The 13515-nt window shown below is 62.5% G+C and carries 15 protein-coding genes; 4 read left to right on the top strand and 11 right to left on the bottom strand.

Features of this window, described 5'->3' with window-relative positions; translation table 11 throughout:
* Positions 1-18: 18 nt before the first annotated feature.
* The 10 genes from flgK to flgB all read right to left on the bottom strand — a co-directional run bounded on the left by flgK (position 19) and on the right by flgB (position 9444).
* On the bottom strand, positions 19-1965 hold the full coding sequence (gene flgK / locus AB4Z19_RS09370; protein ID WP_442022205.1) for a flagellar hook-associated protein FlgK: 1947 nt from the start codon (positions 1963-1965) through the stop codon (positions 19-21).
* An 84-nt stretch (positions 1966-2049) separates the two neighbouring features.
* Entirely contained in the window at positions 2050-2967 is a 918-nt protein-coding gene (gene flgJ, locus AB4Z19_RS09365) for a flagellar assembly peptidoglycan hydrolase FlgJ (RefSeq protein ID WP_442022203.1), read from the bottom strand.
* Positions 2968-2974: 7 nt separating this feature from the next.
* The gene (locus tag AB4Z19_RS09360) at positions 2975-4093 is read right to left on the bottom strand and encodes a flagellar basal body P-ring protein FlgI (RefSeq protein ID WP_442035268.1); all 1119 of its coding nucleotides are present in this window, start codon (positions 4091-4093) and stop codon (positions 2975-2977) included.
* Between the two features lie 2 nt (positions 4094-4095).
* Positions 4096-4752 (bottom strand): flagellar basal body L-ring protein FlgH, encoded by a 657-nt coding sequence (locus AB4Z19_RS09355; protein WP_442022201.1) that lies wholly within the window; start codon positions 4750-4752, stop codon positions 4096-4098.
* An 11-nt stretch (positions 4753-4763) separates the two neighbouring features.
* On the bottom strand, positions 4764-5546 hold the full coding sequence (flgG, locus tag AB4Z19_RS09350; RefSeq protein ID WP_442022199.1) for a flagellar basal-body rod protein FlgG: 783 nt from the start codon (positions 5544-5546) through the stop codon (positions 4764-4766).
* Positions 5547-5598: 52 nt separating this feature from the next.
* A complete protein-coding gene (flgF, locus tag AB4Z19_RS09345) occupies positions 5599-6342 on the bottom strand; it encodes a flagellar basal-body rod protein FlgF (RefSeq protein WP_442035089.1) in 744 nt (247 codons plus the stop codon).
* 11 nt (positions 6343-6353) lie between these two features.
* Positions 6354-7898, bottom strand: a complete 1545-nt coding sequence (locus tag AB4Z19_RS09340; RefSeq protein WP_442022195.1) for a flagellar hook protein FlgE — start codon at positions 7896-7898, stop codon at positions 6354-6356.
* Between the two features lie 23 nt (positions 7899-7921).
* Positions 7922-8602, bottom strand: a complete 681-nt coding sequence (locus AB4Z19_RS09335) for a flagellar hook assembly protein FlgD (protein ID WP_442035087.1) — start codon at positions 8600-8602, stop codon at positions 7922-7924.
* Between the two features lie 12 nt (positions 8603-8614).
* The gene (gene flgC, locus AB4Z19_RS09330) at positions 8615-9025 is read right to left on the bottom strand and encodes a flagellar basal body rod protein FlgC (protein ID WP_442035085.1); all 411 of its coding nucleotides are present in this window, start codon (positions 9023-9025) and stop codon (positions 8615-8617) included.
* Positions 9025-9444, bottom strand: a complete 420-nt coding sequence (gene flgB / locus AB4Z19_RS09325; protein ID WP_442022189.1) for a flagellar basal body rod protein FlgB — start codon at positions 9442-9444, stop codon at positions 9025-9027. The genes flgC and flgB overlap by 1 nt, the downstream gene beginning before the upstream one ends.
* A 130-nt stretch (positions 9445-9574) precedes the next feature.
* Between flgB and flgA the strand changes: the two genes are divergently transcribed.
* The 4 genes from flgA to AB4Z19_RS09305 all read left to right on the top strand — a co-directional run bounded on the left by flgA (position 9575) and on the right by AB4Z19_RS09305 (position 12764).
* Positions 9575-10261: a flagellar basal body P-ring formation chaperone FlgA gene (gene flgA, locus AB4Z19_RS09320; protein WP_442022187.1), complete on the top strand. Its 687-nt coding sequence runs from the start codon at positions 9575-9577 to the stop codon at positions 10259-10261.
* Between the two features lie 107 nt (positions 10262-10368).
* Complete coding sequence (gene flgM, locus AB4Z19_RS09315) at positions 10369-10680, top strand: flagellar biosynthesis anti-sigma factor FlgM (RefSeq protein WP_442035083.1); 312 nt, start codon at positions 10369-10371, stop codon at positions 10678-10680.
* Between the two features lie 16 nt (positions 10681-10696).
* Positions 10697-11158: a flagella synthesis protein FlgN gene (locus tag AB4Z19_RS09310; protein WP_442022183.1), complete on the top strand. Its 462-nt coding sequence runs from the start codon at positions 10697-10699 to the stop codon at positions 11156-11158.
* A gap of 52 nt (positions 11159-11210) precedes the next feature.
* Positions 11211-12764 carry a hypothetical protein gene (locus AB4Z19_RS09305; RefSeq protein ID WP_442035081.1) on the top strand — a complete coding sequence of 518 codons (1554 nt, stop codon included), beginning with the start codon at positions 11211-11213 and terminating at the stop codon, positions 12762-12764.
* On the opposite strand, the gene motD is transcribed toward AB4Z19_RS09305, so the two are convergent.
* A complete protein-coding gene (gene motD, locus AB4Z19_RS09300; protein ID WP_442022179.1) occupies positions 12733-13515 on the bottom strand; it encodes a flagellar motor protein MotD in 783 nt (260 codons plus the stop codon). The two genes, AB4Z19_RS09305 and motD, sit on opposite strands and share 32 nt — an antisense overlap.

Here is a 13515-nt window from a genome sequence, read left to right as displayed (position 1 = left end):
GCAGTTGCCCGACGATATTTAGCCGCCCAGCTGCAGCAGCGTATCGAACAGCGTGCTGGCAATCTGCATCACCTTGCCAGCCGCCTGGTAGGCTTGCTGATATCGCAAGAGATTGGCAGCTTCTTCATCCAGGTTCACGCCGGATACATTCTGTTGTTGGGTCGTGGCTTGTTCCACCGCGGTCTGCGCCGCATCGCTGCCGATCTGCGCCTCGCGCGCGCGGTTGCCGACGAAGTTCACCATCTGGGCATACGAGCCCTGGAAGGTGGCGGTGCCCTTGTCCAGGATGTTTTTCGATTGCAGGCCCGCCAGCAGTACGCCGTTGCGGTTGTCGCCCACACCCGAGGTATTCGGACCAATCGTAAAGGTGTCGTTATCGGCCGGCTTGCCGCTCAGCGTCACGCTGATGCCGCCGAAGGTGATCTTGGCGCCGTCGGTGTAAGGAATCGAGGTGGTGCCAGCCGGATAGCTGGTGGTCGTGCCGTTCACGGTCACGTCGATCTGCTGGGTGCCCGGGAAACCGTTGATGGTGTTGCCAGCCAGGTCATAGTCCAGAGTAATCGGCGACGTCAGCGCGTTACCCGGCTGCAGATAGATCTGGTCCACACTGCCCGCATCGATCTTGCCGGTGCCTTTGTTGGTGGTCGGCGCCGACGTCGAGATCGGCGCCGCCAGTGCAATCTTGGACGCGTCGGTCAGCACCACCTTCAGCTGCTGCGCTGCCTGATAGGTCGGACGCACCAGCGCGTGGTCACCGCTGGCCGGTACGCCGCTGATGTTGTATTCCACGCCATCCACAATCTGCGGATTGGTCGTGATGGTGGTCTTCTGGCCATCGGAGGCGCGCGTCAGCACCATATTCGTGCCGTCGAAATTCAGGTCGTAGTCGCTGCTGGTCAGGGCCGACGCGTCCTTGATCGTGGCCACCACATTCAGCGTGCTGGTCGGCGAGTTGCGCGAATCGTAGCCGACGAAACCGGTGATGTCGCCAAAGAAGTTCTGGCCCGGATCGCCGTTCTGGTCCTGGCCCAGCTTGTGCTGCGCATTGAAGGAAGTGGCCAGGCCAGCCGCGATCTGGCCCAGCTGGTTCTGAGCCTTGTCCAGCACGGTATTACGGAATTGCAGCAGGCCGGCCATGGAGCCGCCGTTGAACACATCATCCGGCAGCGGCGAAACTTTGCTGCCCGTCTGATAGCCGACGGAAATGCGGCTCGGATCGGTCGGCGAGCTGCTGGCCGCCAGCTGATAGGTGTTGGCGCCGACCACCAGCGGTTGTCCCGTACCGAAGGACACGTTCAGCATATTGTTGTCGCCCTGCACCACCGTCAGCTTGACGTTCTTGTTCAGCTCGGTGATCAGCTGGTCGCGCTGGTCCAGCAGGTCGTTGGGCGGATTGTTCGGATCGTTGGTCAGGCGGGCAATATCCTGGTTCAGCTTGGCGATCTGGGTCGCATAGGAATTGATCTGGCCAATGGTCGAGTTGATCTGGGTCGTCGCGCCATCGCTGATTTCCTGGAAGCGATCGTTCAGGCTCTGGAAGCGCGCGGCCAGCGTATTGGCCGAGGACAGCATCGATTCACGCGATGCAACCGACGACGGGTTCGAGTTGGCGTCCTGCACGCCTTTGAAGAAATCCTGCAGCGCAGGCGACAGGCCGGCCGTGCTGTCGGCCAACAAGTTGTCGATCTGGCTAATCTGGGTCAGGTAAGTATCGACTTGCGATTGATTCGCCTCCGCGCCCCACACCTGCTTGGTCAGGAAATCGTCGTAGGAACGGCGGATGGACGACACTTCTGTACCCGTGCCGATGAAGCCCACGCCCGTGTTTACCGGCGGCGTGGTGCTCTGGATGGCGGTCTGGCGGCTGTAGCCCGGCACGTTGGCATTCGTGATGTTGTGTCCAGTGGTGGACAGGCCCGCCTGGGCTGCCAACAAACCGCTCTTGCCGATGCTGAGAAGAGACATTGACTGATTACCTTAACTCGATATGGACAGTTTACGGCCAGAATACCCGAAACTTGAAATAGCCCTTTGCAACCGTGCGTAACATCAGGCCAGTGTTTTCTTGATAATGCTGGCCAGCTTCACTGCGTAGTTCGGATCGGTGGCGTAGCCTGCGCGCTGCAAGCCTTTGGCGAAACCGGCGGCATCGCCGCTGCTGGCACTGGCAAGGGCTTTTTCGTAGCGTGGGTTACTTGCAATCAGCTTGGCGTAATCCTTGAAACTGTCCGCATAGCTGTCGTAAGCGCGGAAACGCTCAACCTTGCTCTGCGCCTTGCCGTTGACGTATTCCGTTGTGGTCGTTTCGACTACTTTGCCCTTCCAGTCCGCGCCAGCCTTGATGCCGAACAGGTTGTGGCTGTTGGTACCGTCGCGGCCCTTGATCTCGCGGCGGCCCCAGCCCGATTCCAGCGCGGCCTGGCCCAGCATGAACTTGGCCGGGATGCCGGTGGCGCGGCTGGCTTCTTCGGCGTGGCTGCCGAGCTTGTCCTGGAAGGCTTTGACGTGGGCCGGCTTGGAACTGTCGCTGCTGCTTGCGCTGCTGGTGCCGGCGGCGCCGCCAGCGGCCTCGATCGACTTCTGCAGCTTGGCCGCATCCAGCATGGTGCGCGAGAACGCATCGTCCGTGCCGGTCGCTGCATCGGGCACCGCGCTTTGTGCCTTGCTCAACTGGCGCACCAGCACATCGGCCAGGCCCAGGCCGCGCTTGGCGATGGTCTGGCTGGTCTGCTGGTCGAGCATGGACGTGAACATCTTGGTTTGCTGGCTGTCCATCATGCCGTCCTGCGGCGTGGCGTCGCGCATGCTCTTCATCATCATGTTGACGAACATGGACTCGAACTGCTGGGCTGCCGCCCGGGTGGCGTCGGCCGAACCGGCGCGCGCGCCCTGGCGCAGCTCGCTCAGGCCCTTGTTGTCGAGCGCGAAATTGCTGCTGAGGTCGGTTGGCGTGTTCTGGCGGATCATGATGGCCTCAGATGATTTCCAGTTCAGCGCGCAGCGAACCCGCAGCCTTCATGGCTTGCAGGATGGCCAGCAAATCCTGCGGCGATGCGCCGATGGCGTTCAATGCCTTCACCACTTCCGCCAGATTGGCGCCGCCCTTCAGCATCAGCACCTTGCCCGGCGCCTTGTTGATATCGATCTGGCTGGCCTGGGTCACCACCGTCTGGCCACCGGACAAGGGATTCGGCTGGCTCACCTGCGGCTCGCTGCTGATCGACACGGTCAGGTTGCCGTGCGAGATGGCGCAGGTTTCCAGCGTCACTTCCTGGTTCATCACGACGGAACCGGTACGCGCATTCATGATCACCTTGGCAGCCTGGCGTGCCGGACTCACATCCATCGCTTCCAGCTGGCCGATGAAGGCCACGCGCTGGTCGCTGGACGATGGCGCGGTCACGCGAATGGTGCGGCCATCCAGCGCGTACGCCACGCCCGCGCCGTATTTGTTGTTGATCGCTTCCACCACGCGGCTGGCGGTGGCGAAATCGGTGTTGTTCAGTTCCAGGCGGATCTGGCCGCCCTCGCCCACATTGCTCGGCACGGCGCGTTCCACCGTCGCGCCACCGCTGATGCGGCCGACAGACAGGTGATTCACCACGACCTGCGTGCCGCCGCCCGGCGCTTGCGCACCAACGCCGCCCACCAGGATATTGCCCTGCGCCATACCGTACACCTGGCCGTCCGCACCTTTCAGCGGGGTCATCACCAGCGTACCGCCGCGCAAGCTTTTCGCGTTACCCATGGAGGATACGGTCACGTCCAGCAACTGGCCGGGCTGTGCGAACGGCGGCAGCGAAGCGGTGACCATCACGGCCGCCACATTCTTCAGCTGCAGGTTGGTGCCGGCCGGCAGTGTCACGCCCAGCGATTGCAGCATGGACGCCACGCTCTGCACGGTGAATGGCGTTTGCGTGGTCTGGTCGCCCGTGCCATCGAGGCCGATCACCAGGCCATAGCCCATCAACTGGTTCTGACGCACGCCGGCGATGCTGGCGAGGTCCTTGATGCGTTCGGCGTGCACCTGCGGCGCCAGCACCAGCGCCGAGCACAGCGAGAAAGCGAGGGACAGGAGCTTGATCGTTTTCATCATCAGAATGGCAGCAGGCTGAGGAAGAAGCGCGAAGCCATCGATTGCAGCTCCGTCTTGTCCAGATGGGAATTCGTGCGGTACTCGACGCGCGCATCGGCAATCGCGGTAGAGGCCACGCTATTGTTGGACGCGATCGAGTCCGGATTCACCATGCCGGAAATGCGGATGAATTCCGTGCCCTTGTTCATCGCAATCTGTTTTTCGCCCGCGATGATCAAGTTGCCGTTTTCCAGCACTTCCACCACGGTCGCGCCAATGGTGCCGCGGAAGGTGTTGGATGCGGACTGGTTGTCGGCATCGGCGTATTTGTTGTCGGCGCTGGTGGCGACATTGGTGCCCAGGCGGCTTTGCAGCGGCCCCGGCACGCCGAAGTTCACGCTGCCGGACTTGTTGCCGGAACTGGCGCCGGCCTTGTTGGCGGTGGTGTTTTCGGTGATGACGACGTTGATCACATCACCCACATGACGCGCGCGGCGGTCTTCGAACGCTGGACGGAAGGTGCTGTTCTGGAAGATCGCGCCATTGTTCTGTGCGACACGCGGATACGCGGGCGGCAAGGGACGAGCCGTCGTTGGTCCGGAAACGATGGATGGCGGCGTGGTGCCGGCGCAGCCAGCCAGCAGCAAGGCAGCAGCGGCGAGGGACAGAATCTTCATCGCAAACTTCCTTACATCTGGCCCAGCTTCTGCAGCATCTGGTCCGAAGTCGTAATGGCCTTGCTGTTGATCTCGTATGCGCGCTGGGTCTGGATCATGTTCACCATTTCCTCGACCACGTTCACGTTGGACGATTCCACATAGCCCTGCAGCACCACGCCAGTGCCATTGGTGCCGGGCTGATTGGCCGTTGCCGCGCCGGAAGCGCCGGTTTCCACGTACAGGTTCTCGCCCTTCGATTCCAGGCCGGTCGGATTGATGAAGGTGGCGAGCTGGATATTGCCGATCTGCTGCGCCGCCACCTGGCCCGGCAAGGTCACGGACACGGTGCCGTCGCGGCCCACGGTGATGCTCTGCGCATTGATCGGGATGGTGATGGCTGGCTGCAGCACGTAGCCGCTGGACGTCACCATCTGGCCATTGTTATCGCGCTGGAAGGAGCCGTCGCGGGTGTACGCGGTGGTACCGTCCGGCAGCAGCACCTGGAAGAAGCCATTGCCGTTGACCATCAGGTCTTTGTCGTTGCCGGTGGAAGTCGGGTTGCCCTGGGTGTGAATGCGCTCGATAGCGACGGGACGCACACCGGTACCCATTTGCATGCCGGATGGCAGCTGCGTTTGCTGGGAGGATTGGGCACCAGGCTGGCGCACGTTCTGATAGAGCAAGTCTTCGAATACGGCGCGCGACTTCTTGAAGCCATTGGTGCTGACGTTCGCCAGATTGTTGGACGTCACGTCCATCTGGGTCTGCTGCGCCTCCATGCCAGTCTTGGCAATCCACAACGATCGAATCATTTTGCTTGCTCCTTAACGGTATTCCTACGCAAGCATTATCTCGTGGGAATGATCAACTCAAAGCGAGGATCTGGGTGGCTTTTGCCGCGTTATTTTCGGCATTCTTCAACAGGCTCATTTGCGTGTCGAAGGAGCGTGCCAAGGTGATCATATTGACCATGGCGTCAATCGGATTGACGTTGCTGCCCTCCAGCGTGCCATCGGCCAGGCGCACGTTGAGGTCGGGATCGGCAGGCAGGCCGGACTGGTTGCGGAACAGGCCATCGTCGCCGCGTACCATGCCCTTGGTGTCAGGATTGACCAGCTTGATGCGGCCCAGGATGTTCGCCGGACCCGGCTGGGTCTGATTCATCGCAATGCCGCTGACGGTGCCATCGACGGCAATTGCCACATCGGTATCGGGCGGAATGGCAATCGGACCATTCTCGCCCACCAGGGTCTGGCCGCTGGTGGTTTGCAGCAGGCCGTTCTCGCTGACCTTCAGGCTGCCATTACGGGTATAGGCTTCGGAACCGTCCGCCGACTGCACGGCCAGCCAGCCATCGCCACGCACTGCCACATCGAGCGCGCGGCCCGTGGTTTGCATTGTGCCCTGGCGGAAGTCCGCGCCCACGGTGTTGTCCACCACGAAGGTGCGCGTGGGCAGGCCCTCCGACACCACCGGCACGGCCCGGAACGAGTCGAGCTGGGCGCGGAAGCCCGTGGTGGTGGCGTTGGCCAGGTTGTTGGCGGTGGTGGCCTGCTGGTCCAGGATATGCCTGGCGCCAGTCATGGCCGTGTAGACGAGGCGGTCCATGGTTCAGCCTATTAACGCAGGTTGACCAGGGTTTGCAGGATCGAGTCCTCGGTCTTGATCGTCTGCGCATTGGCCTGGTAGACGCGCTGGGCGGTGATCATGTTCACCAGCTCTTCCGTCAGGTCGACGTTGGACGATTCCACCGAGTTCGAGCGCAGCACGCCAAAGCCGCCGGAGTTCGGTACGCCGATCTGCGGCGAGCCGGACGCCGAGCTTTCGGCCCAGGCGTTGTTACCCAGCGGGATCAGGCCGTCCGGGCTGGCGAAGTTCGCCATGGCGATCTGGCCCAGGTTGCGCGAGCCGCCATTGCTGTACTGGCCGATGATCATGCCGTTTTCGTCCACCGAGAAACGCTCCAGGCTGGCGGAGGAATTGCCGTTCTGGGTCGATGGTTTTTCGCTGGTCGGGCTGCCGTACTGAGTCAGTCCATCGAAGGACGTGGTGATGGTCAGCGGCTGCGCCGAACCGGTGCTCGGGAAGATCGGCAGGCTGATGGTGATCGGCAGCGTCTGCGGCGGGGTCAGCGCGGCCATCGCAGCGGCGTTCAGCTGGCCGTTCTGGTCGAACACCAGGGACGCCACTTTCACAGCCGGCACGGCAACCGCCTGCTGCAGCTTCAGATTGATCTCGTCAGGATTGGTGCCGGAAACCGTGCCCACGCCGGAGGTCGGATCGAAGGCGGCAGTCAGTTTGTCCTGCTGCTCCTGCGATGCGCCTGCCGCCTGGGCAGCAGCCAGCATCACCGGACCGGCAGCTTGTGCGTAAGCAGCGGCGGCGGCATCAATGTCGGACTGCACCGGCGGCGTGGCGCGCACGGCAGCCAGGTAGGCATTGCGCGCATCGCTCACACCCTGATCCGTCAGGATGGAAGCGGCCACCGCCTGCGCCACCACTTCGGTGCCGTCGGATGCGGCATACACGTCCCAGTTGTTGGCGTCGGTCTTCACGTAGTAGGTGGACATCACGTGGGAATTACCCAGGCTGTCGTACACCGTGGTCACCATCTGCTTGTTGTACGAAGTCGGATCGATGGCGCTGAAAGGCACGGTCTTCGGCACTTCGGACGTGGAGCTCAGGTTCAGCGCCAGGTTGGCCTTGGTGGTGGCGACCGGAGTCAGGTCGGAATAGTCGATCTTGATCGGCACTGGTGCGCCTTGCAGGATCACGCCATCCTTGGTAGCCAGGTAGCCGGTCAGGGTCGCGCCGGTGGAGTTGGCGATGGTGCCATCCTTCTCCATGTGGAACTGGCCGTTGCGGCTGTACTGCACCACGCCGTTCTGGGTCAGGCGGAAGAAGCCGCCACCGTTGATGGAGACGTCGAGCGGATTGTTGGTGGTCTCGATATTACCCTGCGTGAATTGCTGGGCAATGCGGGCGACGTTCACGCCGATACCGGCGTTGGTGCCGCTCACGCCGTTCAGCGAGTTCGCGTACAGATCGGCGAACTGCGCTTGCGAGCCTTTGAAGCCGACGGTGCTGGCATTGGCGATGTTATTGCCGATGACGTCCAGAGATTTGGCTGCGCCGTTCAGACCACTGAGTCCTTGCTGGAACATGGTATTCCCCTATCAGGTGTGACTTACAAAACTTGTTTCACATCAGCCATGCCGAGCTGGCCGATGCCTGGAATATTGAGCTTGACGCCTGCCGCGCCGGTCGACACGCTGGCCACGGTGCCGAAGGTCAGCGCTTGCGCATCCTTCAGCGTGTCGGTGCCGCTGGTGGCCGTGACCTTGATGGTGTAGGCGCCATCCGGCGACGTCTTGCCATCTGCCGTTTTGCCGTCCCAGGACAGCGGCAGCGTGCCGGCATCCACGTTGTCCATGGAGAAGGACTGCACCACCTTGCCGGACGAGTTGCGGATATCGATCTGCAGCTTGTCCGCATGGCTGCCCACCTCCACGCCGAACAGGCTCTTGCCTTCGGTGAGCGTCAGCGCATTGCCCGGCACCAGCACGCCATGGTTGATCATGCTGATCGCGCTCATGCTGTTGGTCGAAGCCTGGTCGGCTTGCATCGCGGTCAGCGTTGCGTTCAGCTTGTTGATGCCGGTGACCGTGTTCAGCTGCGCCAGCTGGCTGGTCATCTGCGCGTTGTCCATCGGGTTCAGCGGGTCCTGGTTCTTCAGCTGGGTGACCAGCAGGGTCATGAACTTGTCCTGATCCGCCTGGACGCTATCCGTGGCCGCAGTCTGCGGGTTGACGGCATTCAGCAGTGCGGCGGATGGTCCGGTCGCCGTGGTGTTATTCACAGTTGTCATTACTTACTCCGCTTACTGACCGATGGTCAGGGTTTTCAGCAGCATGGTCTTGGCTGCATTCATGGTTTCTACGTTGTTCTGGTAAGCGCGCGAGGCGGACATCATGTTCACCATCTCGTCCACCACGTTCACATTGGGCATGGTCACATAGCCCTTTTCGTCGGCCAGAGGATTCTTCGGGTCGTAGACCAGCTTCATCGGCGACGGATCTTCAATTACGCGCTGCACACGTACGCCGGTGGCGGTGTTGTCGGCGGTCGACGGCGTGGCTTCGAACACCACCTGCTTGGCGCGGTAGGCTTCGCCGCTGGCACTGGTGGCGCTGTCCGCGTTGGCCAGGTTGGAAGCGGTCACGTTCAGGCGCTGGGCCTGGGCGCTCATGGCCGAGCCGGTCACATTAAAAATGCTGAACAGTGAAGACACTATTGACCTCCCTGCAGTGCGGCCATCAGGCCCTTGATCTGATTGCTGACAAATTGCACGCCTGCCTCGTAACGCACCGCGTTGTCGGCGAAGGCATTGCGCTCCACATCCATGTCGACTGTATTGCCGTCCACCGCGCCCTGCACCACGCCGCGGTACAGCAGCGGCGTGCCATCGGGCAGCACACTGCCGTCTTGCGGAGGGTTGGGGAAATGCTTCTGGGCCGTGGTGTTCAGCGGCGCCGGTGTACCCTGGCGCGCCATGGCGCTATTCAGTGCGCTGGTGAAGTCGATGTCGCGCGCCTTGTAGTTCGGAGTGTCGGCATTCGCAATATTCGATGCGAGCACGGTCTGGCGCTGGGAGCGCAAGCTCAGCACCGTTTCATTGAATCGCAAATAATCGTCGAGTTTCCCTAACATGGCGGTCGCCCTCTTCTGATGACAGGTTCGATGATACGGAGCAACACGGTCAAACGATCGGGAGAGAAGGATGGGGTTTTCCACGCTATTCCCGGCTTTCCCCCGTGCACGCGAGGCTAAGATGGCTGGCATGAAACGCATACTCATCACTACTGCCCTGCTCTTTCTGGCTTCCGCCGCCTCCGCCCAGACCCGTATGGACGTGAACGTGCTGCGCCAGACGGTCGAGCAGTTCCTGCAAGTGCAGACGGCCGGCCTGCCCGGCAAGGTCACGGTGCACGCCGGTGCGGTAGACCAGCGCCTGGCTCTGGCAGCCTGCGCGGCGCCGGAAGCGTTCATGATGCCGGGCGCACGGGCCTGGGGTAAGACGACGGTGGGCGTACGGTGCGCAGCCCCCACCGCTTGGACGGTGTATATTCAAGCTAACGTATCGGTGCTGGGCAACTACATTGCCGCCGCAGTACCGCTGGCGCAGGGCCAGCCGATCGAAGAAAGCCAGCTGGCCGTAATGCAGGGCGAATTGACCGCCCTGCCCGCCGGCATCGCAACGGACAAAGCGCAAGTTGTCGGAAGAACCAGCAATCTTTCCATTTCGGCAGGTACGCCCGTGCGTGTGGATTTGCTGAAGAGCAAGCCGGTGGTGCTGCTGGGCCAGCCGGTCAAGCTGGTTTCGCGCGGCAATGGCTTCTCGGTATCAGCCGAAGGCAAGGCGGCCGGCAACGCGGGCGAAGGACAGGTAGTACAGGTAAGAACTGCAAATGGGCAACAAATAAGCGGCATCGCCAAGGCTGGCGGACTGGTGGAAGTGACGTTCTAACAAAGGGTTACGAGTATTCGCCGCCGACCAGCTAAAGTTTTGCTAGCCGTGGCCGATATAAGACTCGTATCCCGGAGTAAAGTCTCCAACCAGACGAGGATAATGCTGTGAAAATCAATGATTCAATGAAAAGCACGCCGGGGCTGCCGACGTCGCCTGCCACCACCAATAACGCCCGCACGGCGGAAAAGGCGGCACCTGCGACGAACCAGCCAGCCGGCGACAATGTGCGCCTGTCCGCGCAAGGACAGGCGTTGGCAGCGAGTGGCGCAGGCGCCGCCAACGGTGTGTTCGACACCAAGAAAGTCGAACGCATCAAGATGGCGATTGCCGATGGCCAGTTCCAGGTCAATTCCGAGAAAGTGGCGGATGGCCTGCTGGAAACGGTCCGCGACTTGCTGCATTCGCGCAAACGTTAAGGAATAAGGTAGAGCCATGTCCGAGTCCCCGATGAGCAGCCTGCACCAGGAACTGCAGCTGATTACTGACCTGCTGGAAGTGCTGAAGCAGGAACAGGCCCATCTGGTGGCAGCGGACATCGACAAGCTCACCGCCCTGACGCCGCACAAGTCCAGCCTGGTCAGCCAGATGGGCGCGCTCGCCACCCAGCGCCACGAAGCGCTGGCCGCGCTCGGCTTTCTGGCCGAGGAAGCGGGCATGGAAGCCTGGCTGGAAACGCAGCATGACGCTGATGCCTCCGCCGTGTGGCAAACCGTGCTGGGCCAGACGCGCGAAGCGAAAGAGCTGAACCGCCTGAATGGCGTACTGATCAACAAACATCTGAGCCAGACTCAGGGCGCCTTGCAAGCCCTGCGTCCGCAGACGGCCGGCCCGGTGTACGGCCCGACCGGCCACACCACCTCCGTCTCACGCAGCCGGGGCTTTATCGCCGGCTGAATTCTTGCGCGGGCGCAAAACCCGCTCATCGGCGTGCTAGCATACTGCGAACATGCCAAAAAATAACTATTTTCTTTCTGCAGCTTGTGCGGTCCTGTTTGCCGGCAATGCTTCCGCCGCCGTCCATCCGGCACTCGCCAGCGGCCAGTTAGGCCTCTACCCCGCCGCCGACTTCCGCCTCGCCAGCGGACAATGCCAGGACTGCCCTACGCCGCGCCAGGCACTCTGGTACTTCCGCGACGAAGCCATCGCCGTCCCGCGCGCCGCCGGTGAACCGCCGCTGGTCTGGCTGGGCTCGCCCGACCGCATCGACGACGCCATGCTGGCGCCTGATGGCTCCAGGCTTGGCGAGGTCCCGCTGCAGCTGGCGCCAAAGATTGCCAGCAACCGTTCCTGGTTTGACGCCCACTCGCTGGCTTTCTTCCGCCAGCGCGAAGTGAGCGCACGCGGCACGATGAACAGCGGCGTCTTCACCGCGCGCAGCTTGTGGCCGCGCGATTTCGTGCTGGCGCCATCCCTCGCCGCGCCGTTGAAGTCGCAGGACGAACTCGCAGGCTGGGTGCAGGCCGAGCATGGCGGCGCGCGCAGCGCTTACGCCACGCGCACGGTCTGGCAGCGTCCCGGCAGCAAGGTTGCGTGGGCCGGCAAGCCGGCCTTGGCCGTGATGCTGAACGGCGCACAAGGCGATGACGACGAAGCCTACGGCGGCCACTTCGCCATCGCCACCGGCCGCATCGGCCCGCAAGGCGAATGGTCCGACTGGCTGGTCAACAACTTCTACAACCTGGACAGCGTCAGCGAAAAAGGCATCGTCGCATCGATGGTGCCAATGGACAGCTACCTGATGGACCTGAACAGCGGCCAGCAATACTACCGCCCGTCCTACATGCTGGTGGCCGTGCTGCGCGATGCCCGCACAGCGGCCGCCTACCAGAGCGGCATCCAGGACGTGTTCACGCACTTCTATAAACACGACTTCACCTACAAGCACGCCGCCGCCAACTGCGCCGGCATCAGCATCGATATGCTGCGCAAGTTGGGCTGGCAAGTGCCGCAGCGTGGACCAACGGGACGCGTGACGGCCGTCGCGGCCTACGGTTACATGGCCGCCAGCGACCGCAGTCTGCAAAGCGGCCAGAAGACCTACGACTACTTCACGGAAGAACAGACCCGCCTTTATCCTGCCGTGGCTTTCGACGCCATCGGCCGCGACCTCCTGGCGCTGCTGGATGGCCAAGCCGGCCGCACGCTCAGCGCCTACGAACAGCAGCTGCGCGACGATGTGGAAGCGGTGGTGCTGGTGCGCATTCCGCAAATTCCATCCAGCCGTGCCTTCGGTTCGGCGCCGGTATATTCGATTGCGGAATATCGCGAACGCGTGCCGGCCGATCGCAGCAAATGGCAGATCGTTCCAACGCCGGCACGGCCCTTCCCCGCCGCGTTGCGCGACGGACCGGCGCCTGCCGAAGACGCACCGATGCAGCCGCTGCCCGTGCTCGGCACGCTGGCAGGACTCGGCGCTGCCGGCGCGAGCGCTCTGTGGCGGCTGCGTCTCTGGCTGCGCCGCCGCAAACTCAGCGCGGCGCCTGCGGCGCGATCGTCGTAGGAATTTCGGTTGAGGGGTCGGGGATGCCCGACAGGATGGTGACGGCCACGCGGCGATTGCGCGCGCGGCCTTCCGGATCATCGTTCGATGCGACCGGATGATTGTCGGCGTGGCCGACCGCCGTCATGCGCGAGGCGGCAACGCCCGACTCGATGAACAGCCGCACCACCGTCCCCGCGCGCGTGGCCGACAATTCCCAGTTGGAGGGGAAAGCCGTATTGCGGATCGGCTGATTGTCCGTATGCCCTTCCACCTGCACCGCGTGCGGATCATCCTTCAGCAGCGAAGCCACGGCGGTCAGCGCTTCACGCGATTCAGGCGTCAGGCGCGCATCGCCGGGATTGAACAGCACACTGGCGTTGATTTCCACGCTCACGCCGCGGCTGTTCTGCGTGACCTTCACCTTGCCCTCCTTGACCAGCGGCGCCAGCGTGGCGGCGAGATCGTTGGCCAGGTGCGTCATCTGCTCCTTCTCCTTGCGGATCTGCTCCGCGCGGCGGCGCTGGGCCGGATTCGGGATCGGCACATTCTGCACTTCGGTGTTCTGCAAGGGTGCTGCGCCCTGGCCGCCGAAAGCATCGCCCAGCGCATCGGAGAAGACTTTGTATTTGCCGATATTGACGGAGGAAATCGCGTACATCACCACGAAGAACGCGAACAGCAGCGTGATGAAATCCGCGTAGGAAATCAGCCAGCGCTCATGGTTCTCCGGTTCATCGTCGAACTTCCTGCGTGCGCGGCGGTACTGCAT

It is taken from the genome of Pseudoduganella sp. RAF19 (assembly GCF_052114165.1).
Taxonomy (GTDB): Bacteria; Pseudomonadota; Gammaproteobacteria; order Burkholderiales; family Burkholderiaceae_D; genus Rugamonas.
The sequence above is the reverse complement of the archived record's forward strand: the minus strand, read 5'-3'. Positions and strand labels throughout refer to the sequence as shown.

What these genes read in the sequence shown, in the direction of transcription:
- flgF (WP_442035089.1), bottom strand. Translation starts at nt 6,342, where the DNA reads ATGGACCGCCTCGTCTACACGGCCATGACTGGCGCCAGGCATATCCTG.
- flgA (WP_442022187.1), top strand. Translation starts at nt 9,575, where the DNA reads ATGAAACGCATACTCATCACTACTGCCCTGCTCTTTCTGGCTTCCGCC.
- AB4Z19_RS09335 (WP_442035087.1), bottom strand. Translation starts at nt 8,602, where the DNA reads ATGACAACTGTGAATAACACCACGGCGACCGGACCATCCGCCGCACTG.
- AB4Z19_RS09360 (WP_442035268.1), bottom strand. Translation starts at nt 4,093, where the DNA reads ATGAAAACGATCAAGCTCCTGTCCCTCGCTTTCTCGCTGTGCTCGGCG.
- flgG (WP_442022199.1), bottom strand. Translation starts at nt 5,546, where the DNA reads ATGATTCGATCGTTGTGGATTGCCAAGACTGGCATGGAGGCGCAGCAG.
- flgB (WP_442022189.1), bottom strand. Translation starts at nt 9,444, where the DNA reads ATGTTAGGGAAACTCGACGATTATTTGCGATTCAATGAAACGGTGCTG.
- AB4Z19_RS09355 (WP_442022201.1), bottom strand. Translation starts at nt 4,752, where the DNA reads ATGAAGATTCTGTCCCTCGCCGCTGCTGCCTTGCTGCTGGCTGGCTGC.
- AB4Z19_RS09310 (WP_442022183.1), top strand. Translation starts at nt 10,697, where the DNA reads ATGTCCGAGTCCCCGATGAGCAGCCTGCACCAGGAACTGCAGCTGATT.
- motD (WP_442022179.1), bottom strand. Translation starts at nt 13,515, where the DNA reads ATGCAGTACCGCCGCGCACGCAGGAAGTTCGACGATGAACCGGAGAAC.
- AB4Z19_RS09305 (WP_442035081.1), top strand. Translation starts at nt 11,211, where the DNA reads ATGCCAAAAAATAACTATTTTCTTTCTGCAGCTTGTGCGGTCCTGTTT.
- AB4Z19_RS09340 (WP_442022195.1), bottom strand. Translation starts at nt 7,898, where the DNA reads ATGTTCCAGCAAGGACTCAGTGGTCTGAACGGCGCAGCCAAATCTCTG.
- flgJ (WP_442022203.1), bottom strand. Translation starts at nt 2,967, where the DNA reads ATGATCCGCCAGAACACGCCAACCGACCTCAGCAGCAATTTCGCGCTC.
- flgK (WP_442022205.1), bottom strand. Translation starts at nt 1,965, where the DNA reads ATGTCTCTTCTCAGCATCGGCAAGAGCGGTTTGTTGGCAGCCCAGGCG.